Below are 14,797 nucleotides of genomic sequence, written 5' to 3'. Positions count from 1 at the left end.
GTCCGTGGTTAGTACACCTAGTGGCCCCCTGTCCGAACTGCGACCTCCGTGAGTTCGCTCAGCTAACCCGCCGTAAGCACACACCTACAGCGACACCTTGTCATCGGTGGGTCAGCCCGCCACGACCGCAGTCGACTGCCTCGCGATTGCCAGCTCTTCATTGGTCGGCACCACGAGCACATCCACGGCGCTGTCATCCGCCGATATCCGCCGAGCAGACTTGCCACGCACAGCGTTCCGCTCCTCATCGAGGACGATCCCGAACCCCTCCAGGCCCGCCAGCGCACGAGACCGGACGACTGCCGAGTTCTCGCCGACTCCGGCAGTGAAGGTGATGGCGTCGACGCGCCCGAGGGCGAAGGCGTAGGCGCCGAGGTAGCGACGTAGGCGATGGATGTAGACGTCGAAGGCGCGACGGGCGGCGTCGTCACCGGAGTCCATCAGCTCGGTGATGGTGCGAAAGTCGTTCTCGCCGCACAGACCTCGAAGTCCCGAACGCTTGTTGAGCAGCGTGTCGATCTCGCCGACGGACAGATTCGCCACCCGGTTCAGGTGCAACACCAGCCCGGGGTCGATGTCACCGCTGCGGGTTCCCATGACCAGCCCCTCCAGCGGGGTCATACCCATCGACGTGTCGATGGGCTGTCCGCCGGCGATGGCCGAGGCCGACGCGCCGTTGCCGAGATGCAGCACGATCTGGTTCAGCGACACCGGGTCGCGGTCCAGGAACTCGGCCACCCTGCCGGCCACGTACTCATGGCTGGTGCCGTGAAAACCGTAGCGGCGGATCGCATGCTCGTCGGCCACCGCACGGTCGATCGCGTACGTCGCGGACGAGTCGGGGAGCCCATGGAAGAAGGCGGTGTCGAAGACCGCGACCGACGGGACGTCGGGGAGCAACTCCTGCGCGGCCAGGATGCCGACCAGGTTGGCCGGATTGTGCAGCGGTGCCAGCGGGGAGATCCGCTCGATCTCCGAGATCACCTCGGGGGTCACCACGGTCGGCTCGTAGAACGACCTTCCGCCGTGGACCACCCGGTGCCCCACCGCACGCAGTCCCGCCTTCGCCAAGTCGGTTCCGTTGTCGGCGAAGAAACGCTCCGCGCGCCGGACCGCGGCGAGGTGGTCGTCGAGTTGCAATGTCTCGGTGACCGTCTCACCGTTCTGCTCATGCGTCATCGACGAGCCGACATCGCCGATCCGCTCCGCGATGCCCTCGGCGACCACCGTGCCGTCCGCCGGCTGCACCAGTTGATACTTCAGCGACGACGAGCCGGCATTGAACACCAGCACCGCGCCGGATGCCCCGCTCATCGACCGGCCTCGGCGTCCGCGGTGTCGGCGGTGTCAGCGTTCCCCGTGATCGGGTCCACATCCCCCTGTTGGGCCTGGATCGCGGTGATGGCCACGGTGTTCACGATGTCGGAGACGAGAGCTCCACGACTCAGATCGTTGATCGGTTTGTTCAATCCCTGCAGCACCGGGCCGATCGCGATCGCGCCCGCGCTGCGCTGAACCGCCTTGTACGTGTTGTTGCCGGTGTTCAGATCGGGGAAGATCAACACGGTCGCGCGACCGGCGACCGGCGAATCGGGCATCTTGGTCTTCGCCACCGACGGTTCCACCGCGGCGTCGTACTGGATGGGTCCCTCGACCAGCAGTCCTGGTTCCCGCTCGCGCACGAGTTCGGTTGCCGTCTTGACCTTCTCGACGTCGGCGCCCGACCCGGACGTTCCCGTGGAGTAGGACAGCATCGCGACCCGCGGATCGATGCCGAAGGCCGCCGACGTCTGCGCCGACGAGATGGCGATGTCGGCGAGCTGTTCATCGGACGGGTCCGGGACGATGGCGCAGTCACCGTAGGCCAGCACCTTGTCGGCCAGGCACATGAAGAACACGCTCGAGACGGTGGAGACCCCCGGTTTCGTCTTGATGATCTCGAAAGCCGGCCGGATCGTGTGTGCGGTGGTGTGCGACGCCCCCGACACCATCCCATCGGCGCGGCCGGTGTGCACCATCATCGTGCCGAAGTAGGACACATCCCGCATCTTCTCCTGTGCCCGTTCGAAATCCATGCCCTTGTGTTTGCGCAGATCGGTGTAGACCCGGGCGAACTCGTCGAGGTACTCGGACTCGGCCGGGTCGATGACCGTCACATCGGCCAGGTCGAGTCCGAGTTCGATGGAGCGTTCGCGGACCGTGTCGGGATCGCCGAGGATGGTGAGATCGGCGACGCCGCGCCGGGCAAGCCGGTTGGCCGCGCGCAGGATTCGGTCATCATCCCCCTCCGGCAGCACGATGTGCTTCCGGTCGGCACGCGCGCGGGAGATCAGCCGGTACTCGAACATCTGCGGCGTCACCACCGTCGGCGTCGACACGTTGAGGTTGTGCATGACCTTCTCGGGGTCGACGTGGGTCTCCATCATCGACAGCGCAGCCTCGATCTTGCGCACGGAGCCCACACCGAGCTTGCCCCGCGTGTGCGCGGCCGTACGCGCGGTGTCGTAGGTGCCCTGCGGGCAGCTGATGATGGGCAGCGTCGGTTTGAGACCACTCACCAGCGCCTCGATCATCGGGTGCGGTTTGAGCCCACCGTTGAGGATGATGCCCGACAGACGTGGAAACCCCTGCGCAGTGTTCGCATTCACCAGGGCGAGCAGGACATCCGATCGGTCGGCCGGAGTGATGACGACTGTGCCGTCGGTGAGCCTTTCGAGGATGTGCTCGACGGTCATGCCGCCGACCATCACCCGCAGCGCCTCCCGATCGAGCAGCTCCTCGTCGCCGCTGTACATGGTCGCGCCGAGCGCCTCTTTCAGCTCCCCCATCGTGGGCGCGAACAGCACCGGCTCCTCGGGGAGGCACAGCGCCGGAATCCCGGTGCTGCGCAGCTGTTCCCGGATCTCGCCGAGCCGATCGGGATCGCACCGGTTGGCGACGAGCGCGACCGGGGTCGCGTGCGCGGCTTTCACCTCGGCGATGAGGCCTTCGGCCAGACCCTGCAGTTCTGCCGGCGACCGGTCGATCGCCCTGATGGCCAACACCATCGGGGCAGCGAGATTGGCCGCGATCCGGGCGTTGTAGCTCAGTTCGGACGGAGTTCCGACGTCGGTGTAGTCCGAGCCCACGATGACCACGCGGTCGCACCGGGACTGGATGGCGTGGAAACGGGCGACGATCTCCGCGATCGCACCTTCTGGGTCGTCGTGGACCTGTTCGTAGGTGACGCCGAGACAGTCCTCATAGGGGAGGTCGGCGGAGTCGTAGTCGAGGAGCAGATCGAGGATCGGATCCCGATCCTCGGTGGCCGTCCGCGAGATCGGACGGAACACGCCGACCCGCCCGCCGGTGGCCGACAGCAGCGCCAGCAGCCCCAACGCGACGATGGACTTGCCGGTCTCCCCCTCCGCGGAAGCGATGTAGATACTCGTCGTGGTGTCGGCGACGACCTGTTCCGCACTCGCGGGTCCGTCGGCGGTCTGGACTGCATCCGTGGCCATGCGCCCCAGCATAGTGGCGCTCGAGCCACGCACCCCTCCCGGCGGATCGAGGGTCAGATCAGAATTCCCGGATTGCACACGCCGGCCGGATCGAGCGACGCCTTCACCGCCCGCAACGCCTCCAGCGCCAGGGGCCCGATCTCGTCGTGGTAGGCGTCCCGATGATCCCGACCGACCGCGTGGTGGTGGGTGATACTGGCCCCGGACGCCCGAATCGCGGAATTGGCCGCGGTTTTCGCCGCCGCCCACTGCGTCAGCGGATCGTCGCCGAACGGTGCGACGACGGTGAAGTACAGCGAGGCGCCCGACTCGTAGACGTGACTGATGTGGCACATCACCAGCGGCGGCGTGCCCGACGCCGTGAGCGAGTCCGTGAGGGCAGCCGTCACCGCGTCGCGCACCTCGTGCAACCGCGACCAGAAGGCGACGGTCTCGAGCGTCTCGACCAGCACGCCCGCATCGAGCAACGGATCGCGCAGATACGGTGCGGCGAAACGGCCTGTCCGCCAGGACTCCCCGGGACCGTCGCCCAGCGCGCTCCCGCCGGCGTCGGTCAGGACCGCCGACGCCGCGTCGCGACGGCGTGCCACCTCGTCGGCGGCACCCTCATATCCGGCGACGACCAGACACCCCGCGGACCCACCATCGCCCGCTAAGCTCCCGGCGCCGGCGTCATCCGGCCCGCTCGCTTCGCTCCCGGCGCCGGTGTCATCCGGCCCGCTCGCTTCGCTCCCGGCGCCGGTGTCATCCGGCCCGCTCGCTTCGCTCCCGGCGCCGGCGCCGGCCGGATCCGCGAGATTCAGCGCGGTCTCCACCTCGTCGGACAGCCTCAGCACCGTCGGCAGCGGACCGTCCTGGGCGAGCCGGCGAAGCGCGGTCGCGCCGTCGGCGAACGTGGCGAAGCGCCAGGCGTCGAAGACTCGGGCCACCGGCACCGGCCGGATGCGCACCTGCACGCTGGTGATGACACCGAACACACCCTCCGATCCGAGGACCAGCTGACGTAGATCGGGGCCGGCCGCCGAGCGGGGCGCGGTACCGAGTTCGATCGTGCCGCGCGGGGTCGCCAGCACGAGCCCTTCGACCATCTCGTCGAACCGCCCATAGCCCGCCGACGACTGGCCGGCAGATCGGGTGGCCGCGTAGCCGCCGATCCCGGCGCCCTCGTAGGACTGCGGGAAATGCCCGATGGTCCACCCCTTCTCACGCAGGAGCGCTTCGGCCGCCGGCCCCCGCAGGCCCGCCTCCAGGGTCGCCATCCGGGAGATCTCGTCGATCTCCACCACCCGGTCGAGGCGTCGCAGGTCGAGGCTGATCACGCCGGTGACCGCGGCGCGGTCCGGCGTCAGACCACCGACCACGGACGTCCCACCGGTGAAGGGCACCACGGCGATCCGCCGGTCCGAACACAGCCGGAGGATCGCGACCACCTCGTCGTGGTCACCGGGGTACACCACGAGATCGGGCGCATCGCCGGCGTCGCCCGCACGCAACCGCAGGATGTCCGGGGTGGAGTACCCGCGCGTGTGCTGAACCCGTGCGGCATCCGCGTCGGTGACGTTTCCGGCACCGACGATCGCCGAGATCTCCTCTCGGACACTGGGACCGACGACCGGTCGGGGAAGGGTGATCGTCGCCGGGTCGACGCCGGAGTCGGCGTCCCGGCCGCCGGCGAGCGCAGCCGCCGCGCCGGGCAGTTCGGCGGTGCGCGCCGGGTCCCCCCATCGCGGCCGGCGCATCTGGACGACGGGTATCGCGGTCTCGTCGGACATCCGCTCGTCGGTCATCGGGCCGCGCCCGGTGCGGCACCGCCGGTCGGCGGAACACCCCCGGAATCATCCCCGCCGGAGGCGTCTCCCTCGGCGTCGGTGCGCACGACCGCCCGGACGACGAGTTCGGCGATCTGCTCATCGCTCAGGAAGCTGTCGGGGATGAGCATGAGGGAGTAGATGGTGCGGACGAGGAACTCCGCGGCTCCCCGCGGGTTCGGGAACAGCTGGTCCCCGATCTGGGGTTCGAGGTCGGGCAGGGTCTCCGACACGATCTGGTGGATGAGGGTGGGCCCGGCCGAATCGCTGGTGGCGACCAACGCGCGCACGACCTCCTCGGGCTCCTTGCGCAGGACGTACTGCAATGCGTCGTGGTTGCGGATGTAGGGCAGCACGTTCACCACCTGCGCGTGGATCTTGCCCGCCGCGTCGGGTGCACTCGCCGACCACTCCACCAGCTTCACCCGCAGCAGCGAGACCTCGCGTTCCACGATCGCCGTGACCAGCGCTTCGCGCCCGCCGAACATCCGGTAGGCGGTGGCGCGCGCGACCCCGGCGTGCCGGGCCACCGACGTCAGACTCAGCGTCTTGGCCCCGAACCGGGAGACAAGCCCGACTCCGACATCCACCATGCGGTCGCGATCCATGCGAAAACCGTAGCGAATCAGGATGAGGCGGGAACCGTCGTGGTCGTCGTGGTGACGGTCGGCGGCGGGATCGCGGCTTCGGCGGACCCGGCATCCCCGGTACCCGGCTGCGGTGCCGAGTCATCCGCGGGCACGTCGGACTCGCGTGACGTGGAGGGCGCCGAGGGGGCCGGCGGAGGCGATGAACGACGGGCCGGCGGCGTCGTCCGCTCGGGTACCGGCGCCTCCGCGCGCGCGCTGATCGTGGTCTGGCGCTCGACGCGGTCGGCGCCCGTACCGCCGCCACGGCAGTCGACGACGAAGACCCTCGACACGCTCGGGAACACCGAGGCCCCGAGCGTCCCGCGCGAGCCCGGCCCCATCGACGCGGAGTCGGTGGGACGGAGCGCACCGCTCGGCGTCAGGGTGCACTCCACAGCAGGGCTTCGAGTGGCGTTGTTGTACAGAGTGATCTGCAGATGGGTCCCGTCGACACGCAACGAGCACCCGGGGATCGGCCCGGAACCGGAGAACGGTGGGCAGCTCACAGTGGGCGGCGCCGCAGGCGATTCCGAGTCGACGGTCAGCAGCGTCGCCACCGCACCGAGAGTCAGCGACCCGCCGATGGCGAGGCCGGCGACGAGCTTGCGCATGGCGGTGTCCCCTCGGTTGCGGTCGTGCCGGGAACCCGTCGTGGCTCGGGAGGCGTCAACGCCGGCGACGATGCGTCCAGGCTACGCGCACGCCGGGCCACGCGCGGCCGTCTCGGCAGCAATCGGCGCGCGATGGCGACGCCGGCCAGGCAGAGCAGTCCACCGACGATGCCGACACCGGTGGGCAGCTCGCCGAGCAGCGCCCACGAGAGGACGATGACGAGTGCGGGGACCACGAGCGTCGTGGCCGCCATCGCGCTCGCGTCGGTCCGGGCCAGCGCGTAGGCCCACGTGGAGAATGCGATCGCGGTCGGTCCGACCCCGAGGTAGATGACCGCCCAGATCGCGCCCGGCTCGGCGACGGACAATTCGGTGACGGCGACGGGCGCGAACGGCGCAGTCGCCACCAAGCCCGCGACCGCACCCAGCCAGGTGGCGGTCAGCGCATCGACGGTGCGCAGTGCGGATTTCTGGATCAGCACGCCGGTCGCGTAGAGAATCGCCGCGGCGACCCCGAGCACGACACCGAGCCAGTCGGCGTGCGCGTCCGCGGTCGCCGACCCGCCGAGTGCTATCAGCACCACCCCCGCGAAAGCGATCGTCATGCCGATCACGAGATGGCGCGGGAATCCCTCTCCCATAAACAATCCCGCGGCGACGGCGACGAGGATCGGCGCCAGGTTCACGAGCAGCGCCGCGGTCCCGGCGTCGAGGTGACGCTCGGCCCAGTTCAGCAGGACGGTGTACCCGGCGAACCAGGCGACGCCGTAGGCCGTCACCATGGCGAGCGCTCGACCCCGCGGGAACAGTGGCCGTGCCTGCGCCCCGGTCGCCCGCGCACGCAGACGCACCACCGCCACGAGGATCGTCAGCGGGATGACCGCGGCGAGCAACCGCAGAAAGGCCATGGCACCCGGGGAGAACGTGTCGCCCAGCGCACGGATGCCGACGAACGCCGACGCCCACAACACGACGGTCACGAGTGCGGCGAGCGCGGGCAGTGGTGCGGCGGCGGACACAGAGGAGGCCGGCGTCAGGCGCGAGGACATGTCCTCCAGGTTCGCCCATTCCGCACTTCAGGACAAGTGAATACTCATTTCCGATACTTCAGCATCACTGTAGTGTTCCCGTTGTATCGTCTCCGCATGGTCGACATCCACCGCCTCCGGGTCCTGCGCTCGGTCATCGGCGAGCGGTCCATCGGCGGGGCCGCGGCCGCGCTCGGATACACACCGTCGGCAGTCAGTCAGCACATCGCCACGCTCCAGCGCGAGACCGGGCTGTCACTGGTCGAGCGCGACGGGCGCGGCATCGTGCCGACCGAGGCCGGCCTCATCCTGGCACGCGAGTCCGACACCGTCTTCGAACAGATCGCGCGCGTCGACGGCCTGATCTCGGAGCTGCGCGACGGGCGTCTCGGCCAGCTGCGCATCAACTACTTCGCCTCCGCGGGCGCCACCTGGATTCCGCCGATCGTCGCCACCATCTCCCGCGAGTTCCCCGGACTGCGGCTCGATCTGCGCCTCATCGAACTGATGGGTCCGTCGTCGGCGTCGCCCGACATCGAGATCTACGTGGCGGACAGCCGACGACCCTCCGCCGAGGTCGCGGGATTCGTCGGTCGCCGACTGACCACGGACCCCTATCACGCTGTCGTGCCGGAGGATTCAGCGTGGGCCGCGCTGGAGTCGGTGACCCTGCGCGAACTGTCCCAGGTCCCCTGGGTAGACAACGACGTGGCACGCGGACCCTGCCGGCAGGCACTGCTCGACGCCTGCACCTCGGTGGGCTTCGTACCCGACTTCAGCGTGGAGACGCAGGACTACCCGACCGCGATCCGCTTCGTCGCGGCCGGCGTCGGACTCACCGTCGTCCCCGAGCTCGCACTCATCGACCTGCCACCCGGTGTCGCGTCGATTCCCATCGTCGACCCCACGCCCGCGCGCGAGGTGCGGGTGAGGGTGCGACAGGCCGGACTCGACCTGCCTCCGATCCGGCGAGTGCTCGACATGCTCGACGCCGCTGTCGCCCAGACGGTTTCGTAGGCTCAGCCGAGCTTGCGCAGTCGTGGGGCGAGGTCGCGCTCGAAGTTCTCGAGGAAGCGGCGCTGGTCATGCCCGGGGGCGTGGAACACCAGGTGGTTGAGCCCGGCGTCGGTGTAGAACTTGACCTTCTCGACGGCCTCGTCGGGATCGGACGAGACGATCCACCGCTTGGCGACCTGCTCGATCGGCAACTCGTCGGCCAGGCGCTCCATCTCGGTCGAGCTGTTGACGCTGTGCTTCTGCTCCGGCGTCAGCGACAGCGGCGCCCAGAAGCGCGTGTTCTCCAGTGCCAGTTCGGGATCGGGATCGTAGGAGATCTTGATCTCGATCATCTTGTCGATGGTGTCGACGTCGCGTTCGGCCTTCTCCGCACCTTCGGCGACCGCGGGCAGCAACTTCTCGGTGTAGAGCTCGGGCCCCTTGCCGGAGGTGCAGATGAAACCGTCGCCGGAGCGGCCCGCGTAACGAGCGACGACCGGACCGCCGGCGGCGACGTACACCGGGATCGGCTGCTCCGGAACGTCATACATGTACGCGCCCTGTGTGTGGTAGTACTCGCCGTCGAAGTTCACTTCCTCGCCGGTCCACAGCTCGCGCATCAGCTTGATGGACTCACGCAGGCGCGCGAAGCGCTCCTTGAACTCCGGCCACTCGCCCTGGAATCCCGTCGCGTACTCGTTGAGTGCCTCGCCGGTTCCGACGCCGAGCATGATGCGACCGGGGTACAGGCAACCCATCGTGGCGAAGGCCTGCGCGATGACCGCGGGGTTGTAGCGGAAGGTCGGGGTCATGACCGAGGTGCCGATCTGCACCCGCTTGGTGCGCTCACCGACCGCCGCCATCCACGCGAGGGAGAAGGGCGCGTGCCCGCCGTTGTGCCGCCAGGGCTGGAAGTGATCGCTCACCGCAACCGAATCCATGCCGTGTTCTTCGGCCGCGACCGCGATCTCCACCAGCTCGCGCGGATCGAACTGCTCCGCCGACGCCTTGAAACCGAGCTTGAGTTCTGCCATGTCGCCTCGCTCCTTTGCCACCGGCCCCCATCGCCGGCCCGGGCCGGTCTGTCAGTCGGCCGAATCGTGTTGTGACCTCGCATACCAACGTAGAGCATGCGTGGGAACCCCGGCGTCGCCAGCCTGCCGCCGCGTCAGCCGGCCTGCCTTCCGGCCGTGCCCGCCTCATCTACCTCACCGGCGGTGAGCGTCCGGGACGCTCCTGCTCTCGTGTCGGCGATGTGCAGCTCCAGCAAGTCGGCCGCACGTTCGGAGTCGCGGTCGCGCACCGCGTCGAGAATCGCGCGATGCTCGGCCACCGAGACGCCGTGCCGTCGGCCCGCGGTCGGCAGGTAGTAGAAGCGAACCCGCTTGTTCACGTCGGCGACCATCGACTCGAGAACACGGTTGTGCGCACAACCGGCGAGGCCGACGTGGAAGTCGCAGTTGATCGCGGACAGCACTGCGTCATCGGTCGTCGCGTCCTGACGTTCGACGATCCGCACGAGATCGTCGAGTTGCGCCGCGGTCCGTCGTTGCGCTGCGAGCCACGCCGCTTTCCGCTCGACGATGAGCCGCGCCTCGAACAGGTCCGACAGTTCGGCGGAGTCCCGGTCCCGGACGTAGGTCCCGCGGTTGTGACGACGGACGACCCACCCCTCGGCTTCCAGGGACCGGAGGGCCTCCCGCACCGGGATGTGACTGACCCCGGACTCGCGGGCGAGCTCGTCGGCGTTGATCCTCGTGCCCGGCGCAAGCCGTCCGGAGAGGATGGCCTCCTCCACGTCGGCGCGGATCCGGTCGGCAGGCGCGGGGGTGGCGCCCACGACGGGGGCACGCTCGATCATGCAGAGATCCTATATGACGACGGTCGTCTCGCGCAGAGGTGCGTATCGGGCCGTCACCACCGCGCGAGATCGCGCTCGCTGTACCGCGGACTATGCGGATTAATCGGCTGTTAACGAAGCTGCAACGGGAGCGCGACGCCTCCGGCGTTTCCTATAGGAACCTGCAACGAGGTTCGGGAGGAACCATGAGATCCACCTCAGACATACCGGTCGCCGGCACCAGCCCTGACGACGCCGACGGCGATACGTCGGCGTTCGACGAGTACGAGGACCGGCCGGTACCGGCATCGGCGCGCAAATCGCTCTTCGCGGTGTCGTCGGTGTGGCTCGGGTTCCCGATGATCCTCACCTGCGCCGTCTTCGGCGGCATGATCGTGTACTCGCTCGGGTTCTGGCCGGGTATGGCCGCGATCGCGGTCGGCAATCTGATCCTGATGGCCTACGTCGGGCTGCTGAGCTACCAGGCGGGCCGCACCGGCGAGAACTTCGCGCTGATGGCTGCCCGCACGTTCGGCGCCAAGGGCTACCGCATCCCGGCAGCCTTCCTCACCACAGTGGTGATCGGCTGGTTCGCCTTCCAGACCGGTCTCACCGGATCGACGCTCGAGGCAAGCATGGGGTGGAACGCCACGCTGATCGCCCTGATCGCGGGCATCGGGTATGTCGCGGCGACCCTGCTCGGCATCCGGGCACTGACCGTGATCGGGATCGTCGCGGCACCGCTCTATCTGATCCTCGGCGTTCTCGCCATCGTCGACGCCTCGTCCGCACCCGGCGCCGGAGAGTTCGCCTCCTACACCGGCGGAGCGGGGGTCACCGCGCTCACGTTCGGAGCCGCGGTCACGCTCGTGGTCGCCCTGTTCGCCGACTCCGGAACCATGACAGCGGATTTCACCCGCTGGTCGGTCAACGGCAAGCAGGCATTCCTCGCCGCGTTCAGCGCCTTCCCGGTCGGCAACACCGTCGCGTTGACCATCGGCGGCGTCATCGTGGCGATGGGCGCTGGGGATGATCCGGCCACCAACGGCGGCGGGTTCCTCGGCATCCTCATCGACAACGGCGGCGTGCTGGTGCCGATCGCGGTCGCCTTCGTGTTCATCAACCTGGGTTCGGTGTGCACGCATTGCCTCTACAACGGCGCCGTCGGCTGGAGCGAATTGACCGGCATCCGGATGCGCGTGCTCACCGTCGGACTCGGCGCCATCGGCGTCGCGCTCGCCGTCGCCGGCATCTGGCAGCACTTCGAGGACTGGCTCAACCTGCTCGGCGTCGTCGTCCCACCGCTCGGGGCGGTCCTCATCGTCGACCAGGTGCTGCCGCTGACCAGGCGGGCCGCGTCGTCCGACGCCCCGACACCCTGGCGCGCAACGGCGTTCATCGCGTGGGGCGCCGGTGCGATCGCAGCGCTCGTCACCCACTACGTCGCCCCGGCCCTGTGTGTCGTCGCGGTGGGGATCGTCGTGTCCGGCGCCCTCGCGGCACTTCTGAGCCGGCGGACGTCCGCCACGTCGTCGACGCCGGACGTCACCGCCGAGAACACCACCTCGGCGCCGGTGTGACAGATCACCCCCGACATCCGCACACCCCCGACCAGGAATCGACCATGACATCTGCTGCACCACATGAATTCTCGACCATCGGCGGCGCACGGCCGTATGCGTGGCCCTACGACGGCGGGTTCGACCCCGCCTCCACCGCACTCCTCTGCATCGACTGGCAGACCGACTTCTGCGGTCCCGGCGGCTACGTCGACTCGATGGGCTACGACCTGTCGCTGACGCGGGCACCGCTCGAGCCGACCGCCCGGGTCCTGGCCGCGGCGCGCGACGCCGGCCTCACGATCATCCACACCCGGGAAGGTCACCGCGCCGACCTGTCCGACCTCCCGGCCAACAAGCGCTGGCGGTCGGGACGGATCGGGGCCGAGATCGGCTCCACCGGCCCCTGCGGGCGCATCCTCATCCGCGACGAACCGGGATGGCAGATCGTGCCGGAGGTCGCTCCGCTCGACGGCGAGATCGTCATCGACAAGCCAGGCAAGGGCGCGTTCTACGCGACCGACCTCGATCTCGTGTTGCGCACCAACGGGATCACGCACGTCATCCTCACCGGCATCACGACCGATGTCTGCGTCCACACCACGATGCGCGAGGCGAACGACCGCGGTTACGAATGTCTGATCCTCTCCGACTGCACGGGTGCGACCGATCCCGCCAACCACGAGGCGGCGCTCAACATGGTCACGATGCAGGGCGGTGTGTTCGGCGCCGTCGCCGCGTCGTCGGACCTCCTCGACGTGCTCGGCGCGGGGGTCGCCGACGCGCTCGCCGGATAGCGCTCTCGTCCCTGCGGGGCGGTGTGTTCGCTGCCGGAGGATTCCTCCGGCAGCGAACAGAGTGGACTTGAAGCCAACTTGAAGTTCTACCGTGGACGGCATGAGCATGCAGTCCGTGGCCTGGGACATGATGTACAAGTCCTCCACCCAGCCGAGCAGCAAACGGTTGCGGGGCGACCGCCGGGTGATACTTCGCCGGATCGGCGACTTCGCCCGCCCGCACCGGCGTCGTATCGCCTTCTTCCTCGTCCTGTCGGTCTTCACCGCGGTGCTGACGGTCCTGACCCCGCTGCTGGCGGGCCGGGTGGTCAACCTCATCACCGAGGGCGGCTCGGAGGCGATGATCGTGGGACTCGCGGTCGCCATCGCGCTGATCGCCGTCGCCGAGGCCGCCGCGGGGATAGGGGTCCGGTGGCTGTCGGCGAACATCGGCGAGGGCCTCATCCTCGATCTGCGTCGCGCCGTCTTCGACCACGTGCAGCAGATGCCGGTCGCGTTCTTCACGCGTACCCGTACCGGGGCGCTGGTGAGCCGGCTCAACAACGACGTCATCGGTGCCCAGCGCGCGTTCAGCGACACCCTGTCGGGCGTCGTCTCCAACATCGTCACGCTGACCCTGACCCTCGCCGTGATGATCGCGATCAGCTGGCAGATCACGCTGCTCGCGCTGATCCTGCTGCCGGTCTTCGTCGTACCGGCGCGGCGCATGGGCCGGCGGATGGCCGCGCTGTCCCGCGAGGCCGCCGAGCACAACGCCCGGATGTCGACGCAGATGACCGAGCGCTTCTCCGCTCCCGGCGCCACGCTGGTGAAGCTGTTCGGGCGGCCCGATCTCGAGTCCCGGGAATTCGCCGAACGCGCCGACCGCGTCCGCGACATCGGGGTACGCCGCTCGATGCTGCAGGCGTATTTCATGACGACGCTGATGCTGGTGTCGGCGCTCGCCCTCGCCCTGGTCTACGGGCTCGGCGGTTGGCTTGCGGTACAGGATCACCTGTCCGCGGGCGCGGTGGTCTCGCTGGCGCTGTTGCTGACCCGGATGTACGCGCCACTGACGGCCCTGGCGAATGCCCGCGTCGAGATCATGAGTGCGCTGGTCAGCTTCGAGCGCGTCTTCGAGGTGCTCGACCTGCGGCCCCTCATCACCGACGCGCCGGATGCGATCGCGGTGCCCGGCACCGAGAGTGGCCGACCCGTGCCGGTGTCCGTCCGGTTCGAGGACGTCTCGTTCGCCTATCCGGCGGCCGACAAGGTGTCCCTGGCCTCGTTGGAAGAGGTTGCCCAACTGGACAATCGAGCCGGGACGACGGTTCTGCACAACGTCGACCTGAATGTTCCGGCCGGCAGCATGGTGGCCCTCGTGGGGAGTTCGGGTGCGGGTAAGTCGACCATCGCGAGTCTCGCGACCCGCCTCTACGATGTCGACGAGGGGTCGATCCAGCTGGCCGGGGTGGACATCCGGAAGTTGCAGACCGCGTCGGTCCACCGGACCGTCGGCCTCGTCACCCAGGACGGGCATCTCTTCCACGATTCCATTCGCGCGAACCTCGTTCTCGCGCGGCCGAACACGTCCGACGACGAGATCTGGGACGCGCTGCGGCGAGCTCGGCTCGACGACCTCGTCGGATCACTTCCCGACGGGCTGGACACCGTCGTCGGCGAACGCGGCTACCGGCTGTCCGGCGGTGAGCGCCAACGGATGACGATCGCCCGACTGCTCCTGGCCCAGCCGTCGGTCGTGATCCTCGACGAGGCCACCGCGCATCTCGACTCGACGTCGGAGGCTGCGGTCCAGGAAGCACTCGGTGAAGCACTCGAGGGTCGGACCTCGATCGTCATCGCACACCGGCTCTCGACGATCCGGGCTGCCGACGAAATCGTCGTACTCGAAGCCGGGCGCGTCGTCGAACGCGGTGATCACCCGACACTCCTCGCCCGCAACGGTCGCTACGCCGAGCTCTACCGCACCCAGTTCGCCGACGACGATCCCGAGGACTCGGATTCGCTGACGGCGTGACCCTTCGTGACG

Annotated in this window: 12 protein-coding genes; 4 read left to right on the top strand and 8 right to left on the bottom strand. The window is 68.8% G+C overall.

The window, feature by feature from the left end:
* Nucleotides 1-111: 111 nt before the first annotated feature.
* From AMD30_RS11255 to AMD30_RS11230, 6 genes are read right to left on the bottom strand one after another with little or no spacing between them, the layout of a single operon-like run.
* Nucleotides 112-1,314 (bottom strand): acetate/propionate family kinase, encoded by a 1,203-nt coding sequence (locus AMD30_RS11255; RefSeq protein ID WP_055475684.1) that lies wholly within the window; start codon nucleotides 1,312-1,314, stop codon nucleotides 112-114.
* Nucleotides 1,311-3,512 (bottom strand): phosphate acetyltransferase, encoded by a 2,202-nt coding sequence (gene pta, locus AMD30_RS11250; RefSeq protein WP_055475683.1) that lies wholly within the window; start codon nucleotides 3,510-3,512, stop codon nucleotides 1,311-1,313. Before pta ends, AMD30_RS11255 begins: the two co-directional genes overlap by 4 nt.
* A 41-nt stretch (nucleotides 3,513-3,553) precedes the next feature.
* Nucleotides 3,554-5,272: an FAD-binding oxidoreductase gene (locus tag AMD30_RS11245; protein WP_055475693.1), complete on the bottom strand. Its 1,719-nt coding sequence runs from the start codon at nucleotides 5,270-5,272 to the stop codon at nucleotides 3,554-3,556.
* An 11-nt stretch (nucleotides 5,273-5,283) separates the two neighbouring features.
* Entirely contained in the window at nucleotides 5,284-5,916 is a 633-nt protein-coding gene (locus AMD30_RS11240; protein ID WP_010844842.1) for a TetR/AcrR family transcriptional regulator, read from the bottom strand.
* A 17-nt stretch (nucleotides 5,917-5,933) separates the two neighbouring features.
* Nucleotides 5,934-6,548 (bottom strand): hypothetical protein, encoded by a 615-nt coding sequence (locus AMD30_RS11235; RefSeq protein WP_055475682.1) that lies wholly within the window; start codon nucleotides 6,546-6,548, stop codon nucleotides 5,934-5,936.
* Nucleotides 6,506-7,597, bottom strand: coding sequence for a DMT family transporter (locus tag AMD30_RS11230; RefSeq protein WP_055475681.1), 1,092 nt, complete (start codon nucleotides 7,595-7,597; stop codon nucleotides 6,506-6,508). Before AMD30_RS11230 ends, AMD30_RS11235 begins: the two co-directional genes overlap by 43 nt.
* Before the next feature lie 96 nt (nucleotides 7,598-7,693).
* Between AMD30_RS11230 and AMD30_RS11225 the strand changes: the two genes are divergently transcribed.
* Entirely contained in the window at nucleotides 7,694-8,593 is a 900-nt protein-coding gene (locus tag AMD30_RS11225; protein ID WP_055475680.1) for a LysR family transcriptional regulator, read from the top strand.
* A 2-nt stretch (nucleotides 8,594-8,595) separates the two neighbouring features.
* On the opposite strand, the gene fgd is transcribed toward AMD30_RS11225, so the two are convergent.
* Together fgd and AMD30_RS11215 are read right to left on the bottom strand one after the other, a co-directional pair.
* The gene (gene fgd / locus AMD30_RS11220; protein ID WP_010844846.1) at nucleotides 8,596-9,606 is read right to left on the bottom strand and encodes a glucose-6-phosphate dehydrogenase (coenzyme-F420); all 1,011 of its coding nucleotides are present in this window, start codon (nucleotides 9,604-9,606) and stop codon (nucleotides 8,596-8,598) included.
* A gap of 134 nt (nucleotides 9,607-9,740) precedes the next feature.
* A complete protein-coding gene (locus AMD30_RS11215; RefSeq protein WP_055475679.1) occupies nucleotides 9,741-10,433 on the bottom strand; it encodes a GntR family transcriptional regulator in 693 nt (230 codons plus the stop codon).
* A gap of 185 nt (nucleotides 10,434-10,618) precedes the next feature.
* Between AMD30_RS11215 and AMD30_RS11210 the strand changes: the two genes are divergently transcribed.
* From AMD30_RS11210 to AMD30_RS11200, 3 genes are all read left to right on the top strand, one after another.
* Nucleotides 10,619-11,992 carry a cytosine permease gene (locus AMD30_RS11210; RefSeq protein WP_055475678.1) on the top strand — a complete coding sequence of 458 codons (1,374 nt, stop codon included), beginning with the start codon at nucleotides 10,619-10,621 and terminating at the stop codon, nucleotides 11,990-11,992.
* 44 nt (nucleotides 11,993-12,036) lie between these two features.
* Nucleotides 12,037-12,768, top strand: a complete 732-nt coding sequence (gene biuH / locus AMD30_RS11205) for a biuret amidohydrolase (RefSeq protein ID WP_055475677.1) — start codon at nucleotides 12,037-12,039, stop codon at nucleotides 12,766-12,768.
* Between the two features lie 100 nt (nucleotides 12,769-12,868).
* Nucleotides 12,869-14,785, top strand: a complete 1,917-nt coding sequence (locus tag AMD30_RS11200) for an ABC transporter ATP-binding protein (protein WP_055475692.1) — start codon at nucleotides 12,869-12,871, stop codon at nucleotides 14,783-14,785.
* The last annotated feature ends 12 nt before the right edge of the window (nucleotides 14,786-14,797 follow it).

Origin of the sequence: Gordonia sp. HS-NH1 (assembly GCF_001418765.1) — a bacterium.
Classification (GTDB): domain Bacteria; phylum Actinomycetota; class Actinomycetes; order Mycobacteriales; family Mycobacteriaceae; genus Gordonia.
This window is presented reverse-complemented; position numbering and strand designations above follow the sequence as displayed.

Coding starts and splice junctions, on each gene's coding strand:
- AMD30_RS11255 (WP_055475684.1), bottom strand. CDS start 1,314: ATGAGCGGGGCATCCGGCGCGGTGCTGGTGTTCAATGCCGGCTCGTCG.
- pta (WP_055475683.1), bottom strand. CDS start 3,512: ATGCTGGGGCGCATGGCCACGGATGCAGTCCAGACCGCCGACGGACCC.
- AMD30_RS11245 (WP_055475693.1), bottom strand. CDS start 5,272: ATGTCCGACGAGACCGCGATACCCGTCGTCCAGATGCGCCGGCCGCGA.
- AMD30_RS11240 (WP_010844842.1), bottom strand. CDS start 5,916: ATGGATCGCGACCGCATGGTGGATGTCGGAGTCGGGCTTGTCTCCCGG.
- AMD30_RS11235 (WP_055475682.1), bottom strand. CDS start 6,548: ATGCGCAAGCTCGTCGCCGGCCTCGCCATCGGCGGGTCGCTGACTCTC.
- AMD30_RS11230 (WP_055475681.1), bottom strand. CDS start 7,597: ATGTCCTCGCGCCTGACGCCGGCCTCCTCTGTGTCCGCCGCCGCACCA.
- AMD30_RS11225 (WP_055475680.1), top strand. CDS start 7,694: ATGGTCGACATCCACCGCCTCCGGGTCCTGCGCTCGGTCATCGGCGAG.
- fgd (WP_010844846.1), bottom strand. CDS start 9,606: ATGGCAGAACTCAAGCTCGGTTTCAAGGCGTCGGCGGAGCAGTTCGAT.
- AMD30_RS11215 (WP_055475679.1), bottom strand. CDS start 10,433: ATGATCGAGCGTGCCCCCGTCGTGGGCGCCACCCCCGCGCCTGCCGAC.
- AMD30_RS11210 (WP_055475678.1), top strand. CDS start 10,619: ATGAGATCCACCTCAGACATACCGGTCGCCGGCACCAGCCCTGACGAC.
- biuH (WP_055475677.1), top strand. CDS start 12,037: ATGACATCTGCTGCACCACATGAATTCTCGACCATCGGCGGCGCACGG.
- AMD30_RS11200 (WP_055475692.1), top strand. CDS start 12,869: ATGAGCATGCAGTCCGTGGCCTGGGACATGATGTACAAGTCCTCCACC.